The organism is Desulfoluna sp. HI9BLuna, assembly GCF_056829775.1.
In genome coordinates, this window is record NZ_CP186555.1 from 4,039,001 (window position 1) to 4,058,300 (window position 19,300).

18 protein-coding genes are annotated in these 19,300 nt (G+C 58.9%); 12 read left to right on the top strand and 6 right to left on the bottom strand.

Annotated features, from left to right (window positions below):
* Positions 1-17 precede the first annotated feature (17 nt).
* A complete protein-coding gene (locus tag ACOYW0_RS16365) occupies positions 18-1,634 on the top strand; it encodes an ATP-binding protein (protein WP_482414900.1) in 1,617 nt (538 codons plus the stop codon).
* Here ACOYW0_RS16365 and ACOYW0_RS16370 read toward each other — a convergent pair.
* Positions 1,606-2,322 (bottom strand): winged helix-turn-helix domain-containing protein, encoded by a 717-nt coding sequence (locus tag ACOYW0_RS16370; protein ID WP_482414901.1) that lies wholly within the window; start codon positions 2,320-2,322, stop codon positions 1,606-1,608. The two genes, ACOYW0_RS16365 and ACOYW0_RS16370, sit on opposite strands and share 29 nt — an antisense overlap.
* A gap of 374 nt (positions 2,323-2,696) precedes the next feature.
* Here ACOYW0_RS16370 and ACOYW0_RS16375 point away from each other — a divergent pair, with 374 nt between their 5' ends.
* Positions 2,697-3,896: a hypothetical protein gene (locus tag ACOYW0_RS16375; RefSeq protein WP_482414902.1), complete on the top strand. Its 1,200-nt coding sequence runs from the start codon at positions 2,697-2,699 to the stop codon at positions 3,894-3,896.
* Positions 3,897-3,927: 31 nt separating this feature from the next.
* On the opposite strand, the gene ACOYW0_RS16380 is transcribed toward ACOYW0_RS16375, so the two are convergent.
* Positions 3,928-4,827: a GGDEF domain-containing protein gene (locus ACOYW0_RS16380; RefSeq protein ID WP_482414903.1), complete on the bottom strand. Its 900-nt coding sequence runs from the start codon at positions 4,825-4,827 to the stop codon at positions 3,928-3,930.
* A gap of 396 nt (positions 4,828-5,223) precedes the next feature.
* On the opposite strand from ACOYW0_RS16380, the gene ACOYW0_RS16385 reads away from it, so the two are divergent.
* From ACOYW0_RS16385 to ACOYW0_RS16405, 5 genes are all read left to right on the top strand, one after another.
* Complete coding sequence (locus ACOYW0_RS16385) at positions 5,224-6,165, top strand: lysophospholipid acyltransferase family protein (RefSeq protein WP_482414904.1); 942 nt, start codon at positions 5,224-5,226, stop codon at positions 6,163-6,165.
* A gap of 210 nt (positions 6,166-6,375) precedes the next feature.
* Positions 6,376-6,918, top strand: a complete 543-nt coding sequence (locus ACOYW0_RS16390) for a GNAT family N-acetyltransferase (RefSeq protein WP_482414905.1) — start codon at positions 6,376-6,378, stop codon at positions 6,916-6,918.
* Between the two features lie 269 nt (positions 6,919-7,187).
* Entirely contained in the window at positions 7,188-7,664 is a 477-nt protein-coding gene (locus tag ACOYW0_RS16395) for a hypothetical protein (protein ID WP_482414906.1), read from the top strand.
* 411 nt (positions 7,665-8,075) lie between these two features.
* Positions 8,076-8,588 carry a hypothetical protein gene (locus ACOYW0_RS16400; RefSeq protein WP_482414907.1) on the top strand — a complete coding sequence of 171 codons (513 nt, stop codon included), beginning with the start codon at positions 8,076-8,078 and terminating at the stop codon, positions 8,586-8,588.
* 422 nt (positions 8,589-9,010) lie between these two features.
* The gene (locus ACOYW0_RS16405) at positions 9,011-9,643 is read left to right on the top strand and encodes a LysE family translocator (RefSeq protein WP_482414908.1); all 633 of its coding nucleotides are present in this window, start codon (positions 9,011-9,013) and stop codon (positions 9,641-9,643) included.
* A 153-nt stretch (positions 9,644-9,796) separates the two neighbouring features.
* On the opposite strand, the gene ACOYW0_RS16410 is transcribed toward ACOYW0_RS16405, so the two are convergent.
* A complete protein-coding gene (locus ACOYW0_RS16410) occupies positions 9,797-10,681 on the bottom strand; it encodes a LysR family transcriptional regulator (protein ID WP_482414909.1) in 885 nt (294 codons plus the stop codon).
* A gap of 114 nt (positions 10,682-10,795) precedes the next feature.
* Here ACOYW0_RS16410 and ACOYW0_RS16415 point away from each other — a divergent pair, with 114 nt between their 5' ends.
* The 3 genes from ACOYW0_RS16415 to ACOYW0_RS16425 all read left to right on the top strand — a co-directional run bounded on the left by ACOYW0_RS16415 (position 10,796) and on the right by ACOYW0_RS16425 (position 12,452).
* On the top strand, positions 10,796-10,978 hold the full coding sequence (locus ACOYW0_RS16415) for a hypothetical protein (RefSeq protein WP_482414910.1): 183 nt from the start codon (positions 10,796-10,798) through the stop codon (positions 10,976-10,978).
* A gap of 180 nt (positions 10,979-11,158) precedes the next feature.
* Positions 11,159-12,190, top strand: a complete 1,032-nt coding sequence (gene fliK, locus ACOYW0_RS16420) for a flagellar hook-length control protein FliK (protein WP_482414911.1) — start codon at positions 11,159-11,161, stop codon at positions 12,188-12,190.
* Positions 12,177-12,452: an EscU/YscU/HrcU family type III secretion system export apparatus switch protein gene (locus tag ACOYW0_RS16425; RefSeq protein ID WP_218950920.1), complete on the top strand. Its 276-nt coding sequence runs from the start codon at positions 12,177-12,179 to the stop codon at positions 12,450-12,452. The genes fliK and ACOYW0_RS16425 overlap by 14 nt, the downstream gene beginning before the upstream one ends.
* Positions 12,453-13,030: 578 nt before the next feature.
* On the opposite strand, the gene ACOYW0_RS16430 is transcribed toward ACOYW0_RS16425, so the two are convergent.
* Both ACOYW0_RS16430 and ACOYW0_RS16435 read right to left on the bottom strand, forming a co-directional pair.
* Complete coding sequence (locus tag ACOYW0_RS16430; RefSeq protein ID WP_482414912.1) at positions 13,031-13,627, bottom strand: pentapeptide repeat-containing protein; 597 nt, start codon at positions 13,625-13,627, stop codon at positions 13,031-13,033.
* A 176-nt stretch (positions 13,628-13,803) separates the two neighbouring features.
* A complete protein-coding gene (locus ACOYW0_RS16435) occupies positions 13,804-15,129 on the bottom strand; it encodes an acetyl-CoA hydrolase/transferase family protein (protein WP_482414913.1) in 1,326 nt (441 codons plus the stop codon).
* Between the two features lie 440 nt (positions 15,130-15,569).
* On the opposite strand from ACOYW0_RS16435, the gene ACOYW0_RS16440 reads away from it, so the two are divergent.
* Positions 15,570-16,205 (top strand): Crp/Fnr family transcriptional regulator, encoded by a 636-nt coding sequence (locus tag ACOYW0_RS16440; RefSeq protein ID WP_482414914.1) that lies wholly within the window; start codon positions 15,570-15,572, stop codon positions 16,203-16,205.
* A 146-nt stretch (positions 16,206-16,351) separates the two neighbouring features.
* Positions 16,352-18,241: an anaerobic carbon-monoxide dehydrogenase catalytic subunit gene (gene cooS, locus ACOYW0_RS16445; protein ID WP_482414915.1), complete on the top strand. Its 1,890-nt coding sequence runs from the start codon at positions 16,352-16,354 to the stop codon at positions 18,239-18,241.
* A gap of 542 nt (positions 18,242-18,783) precedes the next feature.
* Here cooS and ACOYW0_RS16450 read toward each other — a convergent pair.
* Positions 18,784-19,248 (bottom strand): DUF3124 domain-containing protein, encoded by a 465-nt coding sequence (locus ACOYW0_RS16450; RefSeq protein WP_482414916.1) that lies wholly within the window; start codon positions 19,246-19,248, stop codon positions 18,784-18,786.
* Between the last annotated feature and the right edge of the window lie 52 nt (positions 19,249-19,300).

A 19,300-nucleotide genomic window follows, 5' to 3' on the forward strand; every position in this document is an offset into this window, starting at 1 on the left:
CAGAGAAAAAACATGCCATGAAGAAGATCTTTATCAAATTATACCTCTTGCTGCTGCTTGTCCTGGCCGTGTGGATCGGGTCGTTTCTGGCTGTGCTGCCCTACCTTGAGTCCCTTGAAAAAGAGAACAACGAGCGCATCATGAAAGGGGTGATGGAACTTGCCGTTCGTGAGTTCCGGGAAGTTCCCCCCTCCCGGTGGCCGGAGCTGGTGAGGGCCTTTGGCGAGGTGTCCGGCAGGCTTGCCTCGCTTGTGCCCCTGGGTGATGTGAAGGGCCTGGAAGACGACGCACAGCAGGGCCTGCGAGACGGTAAACTCGTGAGTGATTACTCGGAAGACGCCTTTTACCGGCGGCTTGGCAAGAGCGATCAGGTGCTTCTGGTGGAGCCGGGGCGTGACGGGTCGAGCTGGTACACAGGTGAAGACGAGCGGGTCACGGACCTTACCGTGTTTCTGATCTCCCGGGAACTTCAGCGACAGGACTTCCTTTCCGCCGAGGAGGCCCTTGCCGCCATCGGGCCGGTCTTCGGGTTTCCGGTCCGGCTGAGCAAGGCCCCTCCCGCCGACGGGGGACAAGGGGCTGCGGACCGCCTGGCCCGCAGGGGGATCTGGGTGGACAAGGAGGCAGACATTGCCTGGTGCACTCTCCCCGGTGTTGAGAGTTACCTTGTCCTCGGTTCCCTGGACGAGGGGGAGGCCCTTCTCTATTACGTATCGGTGTACTGTGTCCTTGGCATGTTCCTGGTCCTTATTGCCGCAGGGGCCTTTCTCTGGACGCGGCCCCTGTGGCGGGACCTCGATGCCCTCACCGGGGTGGCCGAGCGGTTCAAAAAAGGGGACCTGTCGGCCCGGGTCGCGGTTTCCAAGGGGTCGGCCGTGCATATCCTTGCAGAAGAGTTCAACGCCATGGCAGCACAGGTCCAGCGGGAGATTTCCTACCGTATCGACCTGGCCGATGCCGTCTCCCATGAGCTTCGCTCGCCCCTGGCGCGCCTCCAGTTTGCCTTCGGGCTCCTGGACGAAGCCACCGATGCCGGGGCAAAGCAGAAACTCAATGCAGAGATCCAGTGCAGCATCGAAGAATTAGACGGCCTGGTGGAAGAGCTGCTCGCTTTTTCCCGCATGGAGCATGGGGGCGAAAAACCTGATTTTCAAGAGGTGAACATGACCCGGTGGCTGGAGACGTTTCGAGCCGGGATTTCCGTGGTGAGGCCGGAGGTGGATGTGGCTTTCCAGGACCTTCTGGAACCGGAGCAGGCAACGGCCCTGGCTGAAGAACGCCTTTTAGGACGGGCCCTGGGGAACCTTGTGGGCAATGCGGTGCGGTATGCCCGGAGTTCTGTTGAGGTGTCCCTGGAACGATCAGGGGACGACTTTTTCCTCACCGTGGAGGATGACGGGTGCGGCATTGCCGAGGAACACCGGGAAAATGTCTTTGTGCCCTTTATCCGACTGGATGAGAGCAGGGACAGGGAGTCCGGAAACCACGGCCTGGGCCTTGCCATTGTCCGCAGCATTGCCGAGCGTCACAGGGGGCGCGTGACCATCGGCGAGTCCCGCCTGGGCGGTGCCCTGGTCCGTTTGTCCTGGCCTGTTCAGGCCCCATCTATGAAGGATCGTCCCACGCCGTCGTAACAAGCAGGTACCCCGCCGCCCAGACGGTTTTGATTCGTTTGGGGCGCTTGGGGTCATCCCCCACCTTTTTCCTGACCCGCGAGACAAGAACATCCACGGATCGATCCTGCCCGTCGTAGGCCACACCACGAATTGTTGTTGAAATGTCATCACGGCTGACCACCTCGCCCGCCCTGGAGGCCAGGAGGGTGAGCAGGTTGAACTCGTTGGTGGTGAGGCTCAAGGGGGTCCCTGAAAGGAAGGCGTTTCGGTCCCGGGTGTCGATGACGAGGCTTCCGAAAGTGAAGGTGTCCGTGGCATGTCGGGGCTCGGCTTCCGCCTGGGTCCGCCGTAGCAGGGCCGTGAGCCGGGCAAGGAGGACCCGGGGCGTCATGGGCTTGGCCACATAGTCGTCGGCCCCGAGCTCCAGGCCCACCACGTGGTCGATGTCGTCCCCCTTGGCCGTGAGCATCAGAATGGGCCCGGTAAATGTGGGCCGGATGGCACGGCAAATGGAAAACCCGTCCAGGCCCGGCAGCATGATATCCAGGACAACCACCTTCGGCGAACACTCCGCCAGCCTTTTTTCCGCGCAATCTCCCCGCCGTTCCCATGTCACATCAAATCCATTTTTATCAAGGTACTCTTTGATCATCGGGGCAAGGCGGTTGTCGTCTTCAACCAGCAGCAGGGGGATCTTCTTTTCCATGTGAACAACTCCAGCGTGTAACGGAAAAAGATAGTTCTCAGACTGGGAATCCGAGAGGTTCGGCGCGCGGTATCCGACCGTGTCGGGTGGTGCGGCAGGGGAGACACATCACGATACGAGTCTGGTCGTACCATGGTTTTTTCCGTGTCGGCAACGGGTTTTTGCCGTCATTGGAACACTCCTCCCTTATGGGAACCTGTTTCTTCACATTTGTACACATTTTTACACACAATCTCCATAGAATGTGCCCCCTTGCCGGCTCTACACTGCGCCTTGAAGTCAACCCCCACGGTTACCGGAAATACGCAACCCGTCCGCCACGGCGGAATCGACCGTGCGTTAACTGAAAAGAAAAACCAGAACAAGGAGTCGGAATGAAAAATAAAGGAAACACAGCTGCGGTTGTTTTGTTTTTTGTCACACTCGTCGCATGCAGTGCCTGGAGCTCTCCCGCGCTCTGCAAAGGGGCGTGCATCGAAGAGGCGGCACCGGGCATCGGAGCTGTGCCTGCCTCCATGGAACCAGAGTATAGACGGGTGTTCTGCAAGTACACCAAGGTGGTTGCGCCCAATGGAAAGCCCATTCATATCCTTGCCCAGGACAAGATCAGTGACCTTCAAATGCTTCGGGCCAAAGGGGTGCTGGAGCATTACCTGACGGATTGCCCCGGGTCCCTTTACGGCGAGGACAAATCTGCCGTGGCCAACCGAATGGCCGACAACGGCGCGGCGTTGCTTCTGTTGAACGGGAGCGACGATCGGTGGTTTCCGGTGAGGGTAGAGGGGCAACCGCTTTACCAGAATGAAATCCAGGTGGAAGGCGGGGAGTGGTACATGAACCAGGATTACGAGCACCACCGGGACGCCACCTTTGAAGAGATTCTTCACCTTGTCCATGACTACGGCATCGGCGTGGACGGACCCCATACCCTGCCGGGGGTCTTGCCCGGGCTGCAGGCCAGAATTCGTGTGGCCCAGCAATATGCCCTGGAAAACGGCCTGATGGGTGACCTGCCGGAAGAGGTGGTTGATGAGTGGACCCGGGAAAACAGCCTCTCCCAGGAGTACCTGGCCGCCGTGGTGGACAGCTGGTACGGCCTCTGGGGCGCCTGGCCGTGGAATGACCGCGGCATGTACGGGCATTATTGCGCAAAGGATCGGGAAGGCCTTCGACAGAACGACCCCATGGGGGCGGCCATTATGGACAACACCTTTTTTCACCCCTACCTCACCTACAACGCACGCATCGACCCCGGGTTTGAAGGGACCTTCTCCCTGCGGTTCGACCCCGATCTTCCATATACCCATCATGCCCGCTACCTCAAAGACGTCACCCTGACAGGGGGCGAAAACAGCAACGTGCGGGTCAACGGATACAACAACGACATCACGGGCAACAGCGGTGAAAACACGGTGTTGTTCAGCGGAAATTATGCAGAGTACACCATTCGCCTGAGAAGTGGCTTCAGCATCCGCGTTGAGGATGGGGTCCCAAACCGGGACGGCATCAACACCCTGAGAGACGTCGAGGTGCTTACGTTCCAGGATCGCGTTCTGGTTTTGGGCCCAGAGTAACGGTTCAGTTTGCCTCCACCGGAGGGTTTTTTTAGCGGAAGGAAGTTCGGTTTCTCCCGGCGGATTTGCTTTCGTAAAGGAGGGTGTCGGCCCGTTTGATGAGGCTGTCGATGGAGTCGTCGGGCCGCACGACGGTGGCGCCCATGGAGATGGTGACCCGCAGGGCCTTGCCGTTGTGGATGCACGTGGCGTTGGCAATGAGGGTGCGGAGGCGGTTGCCCAGGGACTCCAGGGCCTCGGCCGTTATGTTTCGGATGATGCCGATGAACTCTTCTCCACCCCACCGCCCGTAGAGGTCAAAGGCCCGTGAGTTGGACACGAAGGTATCTGCGATGGCTTTCAGGACCTTGTCTCCGGCGTCATGGCCGTAGGTGTCGTTGACCCTTTTGAAGTGGTCGATGTCCATGAAGAGGATGCCGAAGGGCACGCCGTAGCGCTTGTGCTCCTCCAAGTCCCCCTGGAGGGCCCGGAGGATGCCGGTGCGGTTGGCAAGCTGGGTGAGGATGTCCAGGAGGGCCAGCCTTTCCAGCTCCTTGATTCGCTGCTCTGTCAAGGTCTGGTAGCTGATGTCCGTGAAAAGCTCAATGCCCCCCACCACGTTGCCGTCAGTGTCGTTAAGGGTGCTGACCCGGACCGAGACCGGGATGCGGTGGCCGTTTTTGTGGTGCAGAAAGAGTTCGGCCTCTCTCATCTTTTTGTCGGCCATGGTTTTTTCCAGGGGACACCGGCCGGTGCAGAGCTTGTTTCCCTTGCCGTCCAGGTGGGTGAGGATGTTCTCCGAGCATTTTTTGCCGAGGACCTCCTCTGCGGCGTATCCGGTGATGCGTTCTGCGGCTTTGTTCCAGAAGGTGATGGCGCGGTCTTTGTCCACGATGTACAGGCCGTCGTGGATGTTGTCGACGATTTTCGGAAATGCGGTTTTGATGTCCATGGGGCCCTTCTTTCGTGTTTCTGTCTTCAAAGACGGGCCGTGGAGGGGGGTGGGGCGGGGTAAAACCGGGTGTATCTTTTCATGTTACGACCTGTTGCGAGCATATCACAAAGGTTGCGCTGCGGGCAATGAAAGAGACCGGGGTGAGCAGGGCGATCAATACGAAGCGCGGGGACGAAGATGAATAAAACGGTAATTGCGCGGCTGCAAGATAGCCCACAGGTTAATACGTTGTCAGAAGAGAAGGCAACGCACCCCGGAGCAGCAGGTACACGCCCCGGTGCCACGTTTCTCATGCGGGTAAACGTCGGTGACGTGATCGTTTAAAAGGCCGTGCAGCCAGAATCGACCACCGTTCATTCGGTTTGCTGCTATTTACAGTACGAAGGAAGATGTATGAAATTTTCACGCCGTATCGAGTTCATGACTTACCACCTTATCAGATCATTAATAACCCTTATCGGGCTGATTCCCCCACGACGAGCCAACCGGCTTGCTCATTTCGTCGGACATGTCTGGTTTAAGTACGATACACGGCATCGAACCGTGGCCATGGACAACCTGGCCCACGTCTTCGGTGATTCCATGGACCAGAAAGCGCTTACGGGACTTGCCAAGCGGAATTTTGTCAACACGGCTCGTATTGTTTTTGAAATGGGGCAGAGCACCCGGTGGCCATTGGAGGGTATCTGCCATCGGTTTCGTTATTACGGTCTGAACCACGTCATCAATGCCCATAAGAAAGGGAAAGGCGTCTTGCTGGTTATGGCTCATATCGGCAATTGGGAACTTGCGGCCCCAGCTATTATGGCCTCCGGTTTTCAGTCCGCCGCAGTGTATCGAACCCTTGATTTCAAGCCTTTGGACCGATACACCAAGGAGCTTCGGCAAAAGTTCGGATGCCGTATGTACCCTACGCGAAGGGCTGTCTATGGTATTCGGAAAGAGCTTTTTAAAGGAAATCTCGTGGGGCTGCTTATTGATCAAAATGCCAGCAAACCCCGTCAAAGCGTTTTTGTGGACTTTTTGGGGAGAAAGGCCAGTGCGAATAAAGGCCTGGCCTTCTTTGCCATGGCCACCGACGTGCCCGTAATCTCTTTTTTTGTGGTACGAGAAAAAGGCAAATTTCGGGCGGAGTTCGGCCCGGAGGTTCCCGTGCTAAAGACCGGTGACCCGGAGAAGGACCTCGTGGAAAACACCCAGGCCTTCAACCGTGTCATCGAAGAGATGGTGCGGCGCTATCCGGATCAGTGGTTCTGGATCCACAGGCGTTGGAAGACCCGACCCCTTCAGGAGTGCGTCCCTGCAAGGGAGGTTGGCCATCTCGAAACCCTGTAGACCTGGTTGTCGCTTGCCTTAAACCGTCGGCCCGTACAGGAACACCGGAGACAAAATCTAAATGCGTTGGACATGCAAGGGTGAGGCGACTTGCTGTTTTCCTGCTTTTGATGGCCCTGCTGGGTATTGCCATTATTGGAAATCCATGGCAAGTGAGTGGTGATGTGTTGATGCCGGAATCACCTTTACTCGACGTATAAGGCATAATCTATGACTTCATTTTCATTTCCCCTTATCAGTGATCGCCTCTCTCTTCGTCCCCCCCGGCCAACGGACCGCGATTTTTTCGTGGCCCTTTACGGTGATGCGGACGTGATGCGCTTTATTCCTCCCCACAATGCCCCCCTTGCCGAAGAGGAGGCGGCTCAGCGCCTCTGCGTGCTCATGGACCACTGGCGGGACTTTGGCTACGGGATGTTTGTGGTGTCGTGGAAAGAGACCGACGAACCCCTGGGCTACTGCGGACTTCGGTATCTATCGGAGGTGGACGCCATTGAGCTGGGTGCCATCCTTGGCAAGAAGAGCTGGGGGCAGGGCGTTGGCCCGGAGGCCGGTCGGATGTGCATTGCGTTTGCCCGGGACCAGCTGAAGGCCGATCGCATCGTGTCCCTTACGGACCCTGAAAACGCAAGGTCCGGCCATGTCCTCACCGCCTTTGGCTTTTCCAGGCAACCGGAGCTGGACGGCGAGTACCACGGCATGCCCCACCTCTTCTTTGAGATGGCGTTGCAACAGGATACCCCTTCGGCCTGACTGGTTTCTCAAGGCATATCCGGGTAAGCCCCCCTGTAAAGAATAATCCCCATGCCCTTGAAGAGTATTCTCCACCCCGGTGCCGGGCGCCGGGGTGCCTTGCCCTGAGCCCACGTGCATGTCCCGATTCGGCGGGGCATTCTTTTTATGGTGGCCCGAGACCTGCCGTGGCACGCTTTGTGTAACTTCTCTTACCCATACAGCGTTTCTATCCAAAAGACGATCCAGCCGGTGTTGACCGGTATGTATAGAGTAAGGGAGGATCCGTTATGAAGACCGTGAAAAGAGCCTATGTGCATGTGTTTTTTACAGCCGTGATTGCAGCATTTGTCATGGCCGTGACACCGGCCCATGCCGGTTTGTTTGATTTCACCCAAGGCAGGGTGGCCGCTCCGGGCAGTGACCTCCATGCCTTAGGCACCGAGGCCCTTGATCGCGGGCTCGGCGGTGTCAGCTATTTCACCAACGGCGAGGGCCGTGTGGTGGAGGTCCGGGCCAAAGAGATGGCCAACGGGGATCTGCGTGTTGCCGTCAGGCGTGTCCATATCCCGCAAAATTATGTCGCTGATACCCATGATCAGACCCTTGAGGCAGAGCGCACCTGGAACAGCCTGGCAACGCTCTCCGAACAACAGCCCTGGGTCGGCGGGTACGCGGTGCTGCCCCATGACGAAGGGGTGAAGGCGTATAAGCTCGGCGTGATGGTGGAAAACGAGTTCAACAGGAACCACCAGCGCGACAACTAAGTCGACCCTGCCTTGCAGGTGATCCGGGGAGCCCCCCATGGGAGCTCCCCAATATCAAAGGGACAGGCAACACGGTTTCCGTTCTTATGGCTCGGAGTCCCTTGCCGCTGAACAGAGAAAGATGTTGTGAAAACGTGAAATAACAACCCGCAGGAAGGGAGCGCAGCTGGTACCCGGCATGACGACTTCCACACGACTCCGTATTCCCCCTCCCATGATCCCTTGACCCGGCTGACCTTTCCCAGGCGTTACCCATAAAACCCAACCGCGAACCCGGTATGTGGTGCAGGAACCCATGACAACCGGACGCACATTATCCCAAGAGGCATCGGTGCCCCCGGGCATCGCGAAATAAACCATTTGGCCGGGCTTCACCGGCTTTGATACATCCTAAGATAGAGGCATCATCATATGAGTACCTTCAAAGGCATAACGTTTCATATCGTCACCGTGACCGTTGTTATGGTGGCGTTCAGCTTCTCCTCCGGCCCTGCTGTTGCAGGGCTTTTTGACTTTACCAAGGGCACGGTGGCCCAACCCGGCACCGAGCTCCATGAACTGGGGACCCAGGCATTGATGTCGGGCCTGGACGGCATCAGCTATTTCACCAACGGTGAGGGGAACGTCATGAAGGTCCAGGCCAAGGAGATGAGCAACGGCGATCTGCGAGTCGCTGTCAACAAGGTGCATATCCCCCGGGATTATGTCTCCGAAAACACCGACCAGGTCATGGAGGCGGAGCAAACCCTGAAAGAGCTTGATGTCCTGGCGGAAAAACAGCCCTGGATCGGTGGTTACGCGGTCCTTCCCCATGACGAAGGCGTAAAGGCATACCAGACCGGCGTGATGGTGGAGAACGAGCGGCGGCGAAGTGCCACCGGCGCTTACGACAACAACCGGTCCGATTGCTGCTGGGGGTTCTGATTCGCTTCGGGAACATCCCGGCACGGATTTTTTCCGGGCCCTGCCCCGGCTGCTTGCGGAAAGGCCAGCTTCCCGGCAGTCGGTGAGAAGGACCGGTTCACCCCTCTTACCCGAACGGGCGCATGGATTCATGTGCCCGTTTTTTTGTCGGGGACGCCTTGCCTCCGGCGGGTCGCTTTTTGAAAAAAGCTCCGCAAAAACGTTCCGGTAATTAAAAAAGAAGAGGGGCTATGCTCTGTAGTGACGCATCTTCAAAAAACAAAGCCTGTTTGTCCAACTTTTCAAACGTTTTGCCCCCGGCAGGACCGCCGAGGCAAAAATCGAAGTGCGTTAACCCTGCAAGGGGCCCTTCCCTCCATTGACAGTTTTCCCGCTCTGGCCCATGATGGCCACCTGATCTGAATTCATTTGAGGAGATCCCCATGGAACAGAACCTGGTTGCCTATACCATTGCCATCACCCTGCTCACCGTCACCCCGGGCGTCGATACCCTCCTGGTGATCCGAAACACCACCCGGGGCGCCGTGAAGGACGGCTTTTTTACCAGCCTGGGCATTTGCTCGGGGCTTTTTGTCCATGCCGCCTTTTCCGCCGTGGGGATCTCGGTGATTCTCCTGCACTCTGCCATGGCCTTCGGGCTGCTCAAACTCGCAGGGGCCGCTTACCTTATCTGGCTGGGGATTGTGAGCCTGCGGTCGGCCGTTGCCAAGGGGAACGGGGACACAGACGCCGAGATCCCTCCGGGCTTCGGTGACTTTCGCGTGGGCCGTTCCCTTCGGGAGGGCTTTCTCTCCAATGTCTTAAACCCCAAACCCATTGTCTTTTACATGGCCTTTCTGCCCCAGTTCATCGACCCGGCCCGTCCGGCCCTGGCACAGGCCTTAGGGCTCGCCGGCCTGCACTTTGCCATCGCCATGGTGTGGCAGACGGGCCTTGCCGCCATGGTGAACCGCGCCAAGGCCATCCTGATGAAGGAGAAGGTCCGCCGCATCATGGACGGCATCACCGGGGTGCTGATGGTGACCTTCGGGGTGCTGTTGGGGTGGGAGAGGTGAGACAGGAAATAGGTGATAGGAAAAACGGGTGATAGGGAAAACGGGTGATAGGGAAAACGGGTGATAGGAAAAACAGGTGATAGGTTATAGGCGATGGGGTATTTTCTATCACCTATCACCTATCACCTATCACCTATCACCTATTACCTAAATTTACCCGCTTTTTCGGAACACTTCTGCAATGCCCTCCAGGGCCGCCTGGATCACGGGCTCGTTTTCCCGCTTTTTTGCATACCCGAAGGAAAGGGGCAGGGTCAGGTCTTCGCCGTCCCAGATAGCAAGGGTGCCTGCTTTTTCAGCCTTTAGCGCCTCGTCGCGCAGCATGATGGAGAGGCCGATGCCGGACTGGACCATGGTGGTGATGGTGGATTCGTTGTCCGAAAGCATGGCCGTGCCCGGTCGAATGCCGCCATGCTGCATCAGGGGCGTCAGGGCTTCGTTGTAAGGGCAGTGGGGTGGAAACCCCACCCAGGGCAGGGAGGCGATGGCTTGCCAGGACGCTCCTTTGATCTGGTCTGACCAGTCGGCGGGCCCGGCTATCACCAGGTCGATCTTTTGGAGAAAGAGACCGGAGATCTCATTGTGGGGGCACGACCCGTAGTAAAATCCGCCGTCGATGACACCCGCTTTCAAATCCAGGAGAATTTTGCCGGAGATGCTCTGGTGGTAGGAGAGGTGCACCCCGGGGTGCCGGTTTTTGAGCCAGGTGGCAAAGGGGGCGACCCTGAGTCCGGACGGGTCTGAGTTGAGCCCGATGCGCAGGTCCCCGGTGAGTTCCCGGCGCAGTTTCTGGGCCTGGAGTTCCATGGCGCGGGTTGCCTCCAGGATGGTTTCGGCCGAGGCCTTCAAGACCTTGCCTTCATCGGTAAGGACCATGCCTTTGGGGGTGCGGTGGAACAAAGTCGTGCCCAGGGTCTCCTCAAGGGCTTTGATGTGGGCGCTGACGGCGGGCTGGCTGGTGTTGAGCCGCTCGGCCGCGCGGGTCAGGTGGGCTTCTTCCGCCACCGCCACAAAGGTTTTCAACTGGTAGATTTCCACGGTTTCCCCCTGATCAGGATTTGTGAAGAGGCTGATCCGCTCTTACGATTGGATGAAAATTACCACACCGGTGTAGTGTAAAGACAGTATTATTTACGTTCATTGAGGTGGGGTATGAGACAAACAGTCGGAGCGGTGTGGCAGGTGATCAAAACCCTTTTTACGGCGGAGGACTCCCGGTTGATGAAGGCGGAGCTTCGTTGTTCATGGGACGGAGCAAGGTGGGAAGGGGTGGTGAAAATCATGGTCTGGTACGGGCTGGCAGGCGCCGGGGTGATGCTGGTGGCACGGTTGTAGCCCTTTTCTGAATACCCATGGGCCTGAAAACACGGCAATACCCGGTATTCGCGTTAAGGTTTTTTAAAGGAACGACCGAAGAGAAAGAGACAAAGCAGCTTCAACGGACGAAAGCCAAGGCAGCGCAGGGGCATCCCGCGAGCTGCCGGATCACACGACACGCGTTGACGGGCACAGGCAATGGTCTCTTTTTTTGGATTCGGAAGCGGAAAACCCGCCGGGCCCCGGCCCCTGGCGCCGGGACGGGTGGTGAGGGCACGGGTGGTTCAGGCCAACCCCGACGGCACCGCCACCCTCAAGATCGGCAAGCGGGAGGTGGAGGCCACCGTGAACCAGCCCATGAAGAGCGGGGCCCTCATGCACATGCGTGTCACCGATGTGGGCACAGAGCACATCGCCCTGCGCCGCCTGACCTTTGCAAACCATCCCGTGGGCCGCTACCTCGTGGCCCTTCGAAACCTGGGCCGTCAGGGACCGTTCCAGCATCTTTTTACCCTCTTTGGCACCGACCTTCCGGCCAAGGGAGCCACCGCCGCCACCCATCTGAAAGAAAAACTCCAGCGCTTTGTCTCCCAGATTGCCGTAAAACCCGGAAAGAGTGGCGTGGAAGATATTCGGCGCATGGTGCGCCAGTCCGGCCTCATGCATGAACACAACCTCATGCAGGGAGGGGGAGAAGGCGAAGAAGACTTAAAGGGCCTCTCTCTGAAGCTTGCCCGGGCCGTGAAGCGGGAAGAACCCATCGGAAAGGCGGTGAAAGCCCTTATCGACGGCATTGAAAAACTCCAGGTGGTGAACCGCGCCACAGGTGAGGTGTCCGGTCGCTTTCTTTTGCCCCTGCCCATTGTGATGGACGGCAACCTAAGCTTTGGCCAGCTCCTCATCGACCGGGGGGAGGAGGGCGCCTCGGGCGGCGACGCAAAGGACCGGGTGACGAGGGTTTCCATGCTCCTGGACCTCACCCGTCTCGGAGAACTCCGGGCCGATATTTCCCTGCTTAAAGGGGCGGTGACCGGCACCTTTTCCGTAACAACCCCGGAGGCCGAAACCCTCCTCGCAGAGGATCTTGAAACGCTGAACCACAGCCTGGCCGAGAGAGGTTTTTCCGTGAGAAAGATGAACGTGCAGCGCGTGGACCGGGCCGTGATGGCGGGTACCTCCCTGGTGGATGAGCTGGTGGACGCAATGGATGGGCTTCATGTCTCCATCTGATAAAAAACGGCAGACCGCCGTGGCCTTAGGGTACAAGACCGGCGAGGGCAACGCGCCCAAAGTCAAGGCCAAGGGACGCGGGCCCATGGCCGAAAAGATCATCGACCTGGCCCGGGAACACGGGGTGCCCATCCAGAGCGACCCCGACCTGGTGGAGGTCCTGGCCGCCCTGGACCTCGACATGGAGATCCCCGAAGAGATCTACGCCGTGGTGGCCGAACTCCTTGCCTTTGTCTACCGCACCAACAACAAAGCCCCGTAATTCCCCCCTCCTGAGTTTTCATTACCCCCTTTTACTGAGACGGTGCAGCTGAAAAAAGTCTCTGGTGACTTTGCCGGAGGTGCCCCGAATAGTGAAAAAAAAACGAGAAAAATCGACCGAAACGGAGCGCCGCACTCCGGTGCGGCTTTTTAGTCCGTCGTTATCCGTGCCGCACAAAGTGCGGCGCTCCAGAGGGCAAAGGCGTTCGGGGGAGAATGCTAACGGGCCTTTCCTGCAAAGACGGTTGCCAGAGGTCACACATCACGCGAATGCCCCGATAACGCGGGTAAAATGGTTGCCTTCATGCCTTCGCCAGAGGGTTTTCAGAAGCCCCCACCTTTCCGCCGGAGGTAGTGCGGTTAAATTCGGTAACGGACAAGTGACGACAACGTATCCTGTTGATTCGAAGCTTGTGTGTCAGCCAGCATAAACCATCAGCGTTTATGTCGGGCGAAGCCCGAGCCGAAGGCCCTTGCGCTTTGGCCCGAGAAACGAGGGACAAAGCGCAAGGGCAATATGCTTTCGAGGTGGCTCACCTCGCCGCCGGAGGCTTGCTTTCGCCAGCCGTTTTATCTGGGTTATCCGAGGACGATGCCGAAGGGCTGGAGGAGCTGGAAGGCGTTGCCTCGGTCGAAGATGGCCCCTTTGAGGTTGTTGTGGCAGGGGTTGATGGTGAAGCCTGCGGCGCCCCTGAAGTCGGCATCTTTGAAGGCGCAGCTGGAGAAGGTGGTGGCGCGGAACTGGACGTTGGTAAAATCGGTGTCCCTGAGGGTGCACTCGCGGAAGTTGGTCTCTTCGATGGTGCAGTCCGAAAAGGGGGTTTTCCTGAGGTCGAGGCCGGTGAAGGTGCAGGAGATGAGCCTGGTCTTGACATAGGCCAGGTTGATGCAGAAATCGTTGAGGGTGCTGAAGTTGATGCCCGCGATCTTGCATGCCTCGAACCGGACCCCGTCAAAGGTGGTGCGCAGCACCTCGGACATCATCAGGGAGGAGGAGTGGAAGGTGCAGTTTTCAAAGGTGGTGTTGGTGAGGGTGGTGTCTGAAAAGGTGCAATGCTCGAAGGCACACCCTTCGAAGACCTTGCCGGAGAGGTTGGCGCCCGTGGCGTCCACATGGGTGAAGGTTTCGTCGTAAAAGTCGTCCTGGTCGTAAATCATGGCGGTTTGGTGTGTCATCCCGTGGGGTTCCTGTGGTTGAGGCCGTCTTTGTGTCGGGCCCACGATACCACAAGGTGATTTTGTTTCCTATTGGGATTCACGACCTCACATGGGGACGCCCGCGGGCGACCGTTCCTTGAGGAAACGGTCGCCTGCAGGTTGGACGGGCAGGGTGTTCAAGTGCATTCGCGACCTTATCCGATTCCCATGGCAGCTGCCTGGTTGGCGAGCTCGTCACGGAAGTCGGGGTGGGCAATGCTGATGAGGGCCTGGGCCCGCTCCACCGTGGACTTGCCCTTGAGCTGTACCATTCCGTACTCGGTGGCCACGTACTGGACCAGGGATCGGGGCAGGGTGACAATGGAGCCCGGGGCCAGGGTGGGGTTGATGCGGGAGTGTACCTCGCCTTTGCTGTCGGTGTAGGTGGAGCTGATACCGATGATCCCCTTGCCGCCCTTGGAGCCGAAGGCGCCGAAGATGAAGTCGAGCTGTCCCCCGGTGCCCGAGACCTGGCGGGTGCCTGCGGATTCGGAGCAGACCTGGCTGAAGAGGTCGATGGCCACCGCGTTGTTGACGGCCACCACCTTGGGGTTTAAGGCCACGATCTTGGGGTCGTTGATGTAGTGCACCGGATAGGAGGCGCAGGTGGGGTTGTTGTGGAGGAAGTCGTAGAGCTTCTGGGTGCCCATGGCAAAGGTGTAGGCCATCTTGTACTTGTCGATGACTTTCCTGGCCCCGGTGATCTTGCCGCACTCATAAAGATCCACACAGGAGTCCACCAGCATCTCGGTGTGAACCCCCAGGTCCTTGAGGTCGCTCTCCGCCAGCATGCTGCCGATGACGTTGGGCAGGGCGCCGATGCCCAGCTGGAGACAGGAGCCGTCTTCGATGACCTCCATGATGTGGGCTGCAATGGCCCGGTCGATGTCCGAGGCGTTGGCTCCGGGGACTTCCACGAGGGTGTCGGTGCGACCCTCCACCACGGCGTCCACGCGGCTGATGTGGATGGATTCCTGGTTGCCGCCCAGGCAGTTGGGCACGTTGGGGTTCACCTCCACCACCACGCGCCGGGCCTTGTCCACGGCCGCGGAACTCATGGAGTTGGAGAGGCCGTAGTTGAAGTAGCCACGCTCGTCCATGGGACCTGTGGTGAGGACGACGATGTCGTAGTTCTGGTACTTCCGCATGATGCGGGGGCCCTGGTGATAGGTCAGGGGGATGTAGTTGCAGCGGCCCTGCTTGTGAAGTTTTCGGCTGACGCCTCCGAAGTGCCAGTCGTTGAGGATGAAGTGTTTGCCTTCGGGGTCCACCTCGGCCACTTTGGGCATCTGGGTGAAGCAGACGCTGTCCACGTTGACTCCGGTGACCCGGTCTTTCTGGGCGGCCAGGGCGGCATCGCACAATCTCGGGAAGAGGGTGAACTCCCCGTAAAAGATTCGGTCGCCCGATGTCACTCCCGCCATGGCTTCCGCAGCGCCGGCTCTTTTCAGTTCATATTCACGCTCTACTCGCTCGCTCATCTGGCCCTCCTTACTTGCGGTTCGGTGTGCCGGGAACAACGGTGTTCCCTTGAAAACCACGTGTCGCACCGAGAATAAAAATGATTACACCAGAAAACAGTCACAAATAAAGGAACCGTTATACACGCAAGGTGAGAGAAATTCAATATATTCGCAATGAATACACGCTGTTAATCTATCGTAACGCAATTCACACATAGAAATAGATTCCTTAGTATATGAAAGCGTTTTGTGAAAAATTACAGGTACGCAATCGCCACCAATTTTAACTTTTGCTGTTTTTTTCCGGGAAAGTCCGAAAAAGGGAATAAAGCAGGAACATCAAGTTGACAACCCGTTGGTCTTTTGTGGATAGTCAAAAGGTAACCCCGGATATTTCACGAGTCGAGTGCACCCATAGATCTACTGTTTTTCCCCTGGGATGAGGAGGTCGGACCGGCATGAAAATATCAACGATGAGTCTGCTTGAGGAGCTGGAACGCCCCGAGTATGCATCCATGAAAAAAGCCTTTCGAAGGCGGCGCTATGTGAAAAACGAGACCATCGCCTTTCCCGAGGACTCCCCCAACGAGGTGTTCGTGGTGGCTGAAGGGCGCCTGCGCGTGTTCAGGGCCTATGAGGAGAAAGAGTTCACCTTTGCGGTGCTGGAGGCCGGGGATATCTACAGCAGCCACACCGGCGCCCATGTGGTGGCCCTCACCGACGGGGCCCTTCTCGTCACGGACGTGGGGACCTTTCACCGGGAGATGATGCAGGCCCCGGCCGTGACCCAGGCCATGGTCCGGGTGCTGGGGGGCCTCTTGAAAAACGCCTTTCAGATCATCGACAGCCTCGTCTTCAGCGACAGCACCGCACGCCTTGCCGCTTTTCTCCTCTCCGAAGCCCGAAACGAGCCAGAAGGGCCCGTGGTACGCCTTGCCGTGACCATCGAAGAGCTTGCCCTCCACCTGGGCATGTCCCGCCAGACAGCCTCCACCCTCCTTGCCGACATGGGCCGCTCCGGCATCATCCAAAAGCTGGGCCGCGGGGTCTACCGCATCGAAGACACCCCACGGCTTGAAGAGCTGGCCCGCTGATTCATTTGACTTCGGTGGGTTATGTCGGCTGGGCGACAGAAGCGGTGCCTGGACTCTGGTAAGGTGACGATATAACCGTGGGGTGTCGCGGGCCTTGCCGGAAGGGTTCTGCGAGGCGTGGGCACCGGGAGATGAAGGAGGTCGGCATGGCAAAGGAAAAACGGACGGTGGAAGAGCTTTCCATGTGGGATGACGCCCGGGCGATGATCAAAAAAGCCCGGACTGAAGGCATTGAAACGGCATGGGAGCGCCTGGAACAGCAGACCCCCCACTGCAAATTCTGCGAGCTCGGCACCACGTGTCGGAACTGCACCATGGGGCCCTGCCGCATCAGCCCGAAAAAGGGCGGCAAGATGCAGCGGGGCGTGTGCGGCGCCGACGCAGATGTGGTGGTGGCCCGCAACTTCGGCCGGTTTATCGCCGGCGGGGCTGCGGGTCACTCCGACCATGGCCGGGACCTCATTGAGGTGCTGGCCGGGGTGGCCGAGGGCCAGTGCCCGGACTACGGGATCCGGGATCAGGACAAGCTCATTCGCATTGCCGGGGAGTTGGGCGTGGAGACAGAGGCTCGCCCGGACACAGAGATCGCCGGAGACCTCGCCGAGGTGCTCTTCGGGGATTTCGGGAGCCGAAAGGCCGAAGTGGCCTTTTTGCAGCGGGTGCCTGCACGTCGACGCGAGACCTGGAACAAGCTGGGCATGACCCCTCGGGGCGTGGATCGTGAGATCGCCGAGATGATGCACCGAACCCACATGGGTTGCGACAACGACGCCCCGAGCACCCTGATCCATGCGGCGCGCACGGCCCTTGCCGACGGATGGGCCGGGTCCATGATCGGCACCGAGCTTTCGGACATCATTTTCGGCACCCCCACGCCGTCTAAGTCCACGGCCAGCCTGGGGGTGCTCAAGAAAGACCAGGTCAATATCCTGGTCCACGGCCACAACCCCGTTGTCTCGGAGATGATCCTGGCCGCGGCCCGCCTGCCGGAGCTCGTGGACCGGGCCCGGGCAGCCGGGGCGTCCGGCATCAACGTCTGCGGCCTGTGCTGCACGGGCAACGAGCTGCTGATGCGTCAGGGGATTCCCATGGCCGGGAACCACCTCATGACCGAACTCTCCATTGTCACCGGCGCCGTGGAAGCCGTGGTGGTGGACTATCAGTGCATCATGCCCAGCATGGTCCAGATCTCCGGCTGCTACCACACCCGGTTCATAACCACCTCGGGCAAAGCGCGTTTTACCGGGGCCACCCATTTTGACATTCATCCGGAAAACGCCATGGAAAAGGCCATGGAGATCGTTGCCATGGCCGTGGATGCCTTTGTTGAGCGGGATGCCTCCAGGGTAGAAATCCCCGACGAGCAGGTCCCCATCATGACCGGGTTCTCCAACGAGGCGATCCTGGCGGCCGTGGGCGGCACCCCCGATCCCCTCATCGAGGCCATGAAGCGGGGCGCCATCCGGGGCGTGGTGGGCATCGTGGGATGCAACAATCCCAAGTTCACCCAGGATGCCCTGAACGTGGGCCTGGCAAAGGCCCTTATTAAAAAGGACATCCTCGTGCTGGTGACGGGCTGCGTCACCACTGCTGCGGGCAAGGCCGGACTCCTCGTGCCCGAGGGCATCGACATGGCCGGTCCCGGGCTCAAAGAGGTGTGCGGATCCCTGGGCATCCCCCCGGTGCTCCACATGGGCAGCTGCGTGGATAACGCACGGATCCTTCAGCTCTGCGCACTTCTTGCCGAAACCTGCGGCGTGGATATCTCCGACCTTCCCGTGGCCGCCTCCTCCCCGGAGTGGTACTCGGAAAAAGCCGCCGCCATCGGTCTCTACGCCGTGGCCTCAGGCATCGAGACCCACCTGGGCCATCCCCCCAATATCCTGGGTTCCGACACCGTGACACACCTCGCCACCGAAGGCCTCGAAGACCTTGTGGGCGCGCGGTTTATCATTGAAAAAGATCCGGAAGAGGCCGCTGAACGCCTGGACAGACGCATTACGGCCAAACGGGTGGGGCTGGGGTGGACGCCCTAAGTGAGACAAGGGCTCAGGGAGGGAAAAACAGCCTCCGGCGGCGAGGTGAGCCACCTCGAAAGCTGATTGCCCTTGCGTTTCGCCCTTCGTTCCTCAGGGCAAATCGCAAGGGCGTTCGCCGCGGGCTTCGCCCGCCACCAACGCTGGTGACTGTATGCGTACTGTCACAAGATTTGGCCGGGTGAGGAAGCGGTGCTGTTACTTTGTAGAACCGGTATTCATCTGAATGCCTCCGGCGATTTGCCGGAGGCATTTTTTCGTTACGCTGCTGTGTGCTCGTTTCGCTCCAAGGCTCTGCCTTGCCGGAGTATGAAATTAAGCAGGTGGGGGGCTCACAGGCTTCGGTGGTAGCAAAAGATGGAGGCAGAGCCTCCGGGGAGCATTCCCAGGCGGAGCCTGGGAACGAGCAAGCGGTGCTATTGCTTTAGCAGAATCGGTTGACGTTTTTTGACCATGAATACCCAAGCCACTGCCCACGGGCGCAGCCCGTAAGCGAATGCGACACCCCGAGGAACGAGGGGTGGAGCATTCGCGAACCCGGGTTATTTTTCCCGGAGGACCTGGCCCCTTGAGGTAAAGGAGATGCCCTGCTGGGCCCGGGTGCTGATCATGATGGTCTCGATGAGGGCCGGGGTGATGGGGCTGTCTGCTTCCCAGGAGACGATGAAGCTGGCGCCTGAACCCCCGGTTTTGTCGGACTCCTTGAGGATGAAGCGGGTGGCGGCCAGGGGCGCGATGGTCTGGGGCTTTTTGATGTGGCGCCTGATGAGTTTACCTTTTGATCCGTAGTAGTCCACACGGCTGATGGTGATGGGGCTGTGGGGATCGGTGTTGCGGATGCTTAAGGTCACGGCCAGGTCAAAGGGCTTTCCCATGTTCCCGCTGTAGATATGGGAGTAGACCGGAACGTAGACGGTCTGCCCCTTGGACGCGGCATGGGCGAAGGGGGCAGACAGGGCGAGAAGGGCCACGAAGGTGAAAGCTGCCAGGGTGCGTAGGAATGTCATGTGTCGGTCCTCTCTGTTGGCTGTTGATGCGTCAGTATACGGTCAGGCGCCC

Bases quoted from the DNA above. Each gene is read 5' to 3' on its own strand.
- ACOYW0_RS16450 (WP_482414916.1), bottom strand. From the start codon at position 19,248: ATGACATTCCTACGCACCCTGGCAGCTTTCACCTTCGTGGCCCTTCTC.
- ACOYW0_RS16380 (WP_482414903.1), bottom strand. From the start codon at position 4,827: ATGGACATCAAAACCGCATTTCCGAAAATCGTCGACAACATCCACGAC.
- ACOYW0_RS16390 (WP_482414905.1), top strand. From the start codon at position 6,376: ATGACTTCATTTTCATTTCCCCTTATCAGTGATCGCCTCTCTCTTCGT.
- ACOYW0_RS16365 (WP_482414900.1), top strand. From the start codon at position 18: ATGAAGAAGATCTTTATCAAATTATACCTCTTGCTGCTGCTTGTCCTG.
- ACOYW0_RS16440 (WP_482414914.1), top strand. From the start codon at position 15,570: ATGAAAATATCAACGATGAGTCTGCTTGAGGAGCTGGAACGCCCCGAG.
- ACOYW0_RS16435 (WP_482414913.1), bottom strand. From the start codon at position 15,129: ATGAGCGAGCGAGTAGAGCGTGAATATGAACTGAAAAGAGCCGGCGCT.
- ACOYW0_RS16415 (WP_482414910.1), top strand. From the start codon at position 10,796: ATGAGACAAACAGTCGGAGCGGTGTGGCAGGTGATCAAAACCCTTTTT.
- ACOYW0_RS16395 (WP_482414906.1), top strand. From the start codon at position 7,188: ATGAAGACCGTGAAAAGAGCCTATGTGCATGTGTTTTTTACAGCCGTG.
- ACOYW0_RS16425 (WP_218950920.1), top strand. From the start codon at position 12,177: ATGTCTCCATCTGATAAAAAACGGCAGACCGCCGTGGCCTTAGGGTAC.
- fliK (WP_482414911.1), top strand. From the start codon at position 11,159: ATGGTCTCTTTTTTTGGATTCGGAAGCGGAAAACCCGCCGGGCCCCGG.
- ACOYW0_RS16370 (WP_482414901.1), bottom strand. From the start codon at position 2,322: ATGGAAAAGAAGATCCCCCTGCTGCTGGTTGAAGACGACAACCGCCTT.
- ACOYW0_RS16375 (WP_482414902.1), top strand. From the start codon at position 2,697: ATGAAAAATAAAGGAAACACAGCTGCGGTTGTTTTGTTTTTTGTCACA.
- ACOYW0_RS16405 (WP_482414908.1), top strand. From the start codon at position 9,011: ATGGAACAGAACCTGGTTGCCTATACCATTGCCATCACCCTGCTCACC.
- cooS (WP_482414915.1), top strand. From the start codon at position 16,352: ATGGCAAAGGAAAAACGGACGGTGGAAGAGCTTTCCATGTGGGATGAC.
- ACOYW0_RS16430 (WP_482414912.1), bottom strand. From the start codon at position 13,627: ATGACACACCAAACCGCCATGATTTACGACCAGGACGACTTTTACGAC.
- ACOYW0_RS16385 (WP_482414904.1), top strand. From the start codon at position 5,224: ATGAAATTTTCACGCCGTATCGAGTTCATGACTTACCACCTTATCAGA.
- ACOYW0_RS16400 (WP_482414907.1), top strand. From the start codon at position 8,076: ATGAGTACCTTCAAAGGCATAACGTTTCATATCGTCACCGTGACCGTT.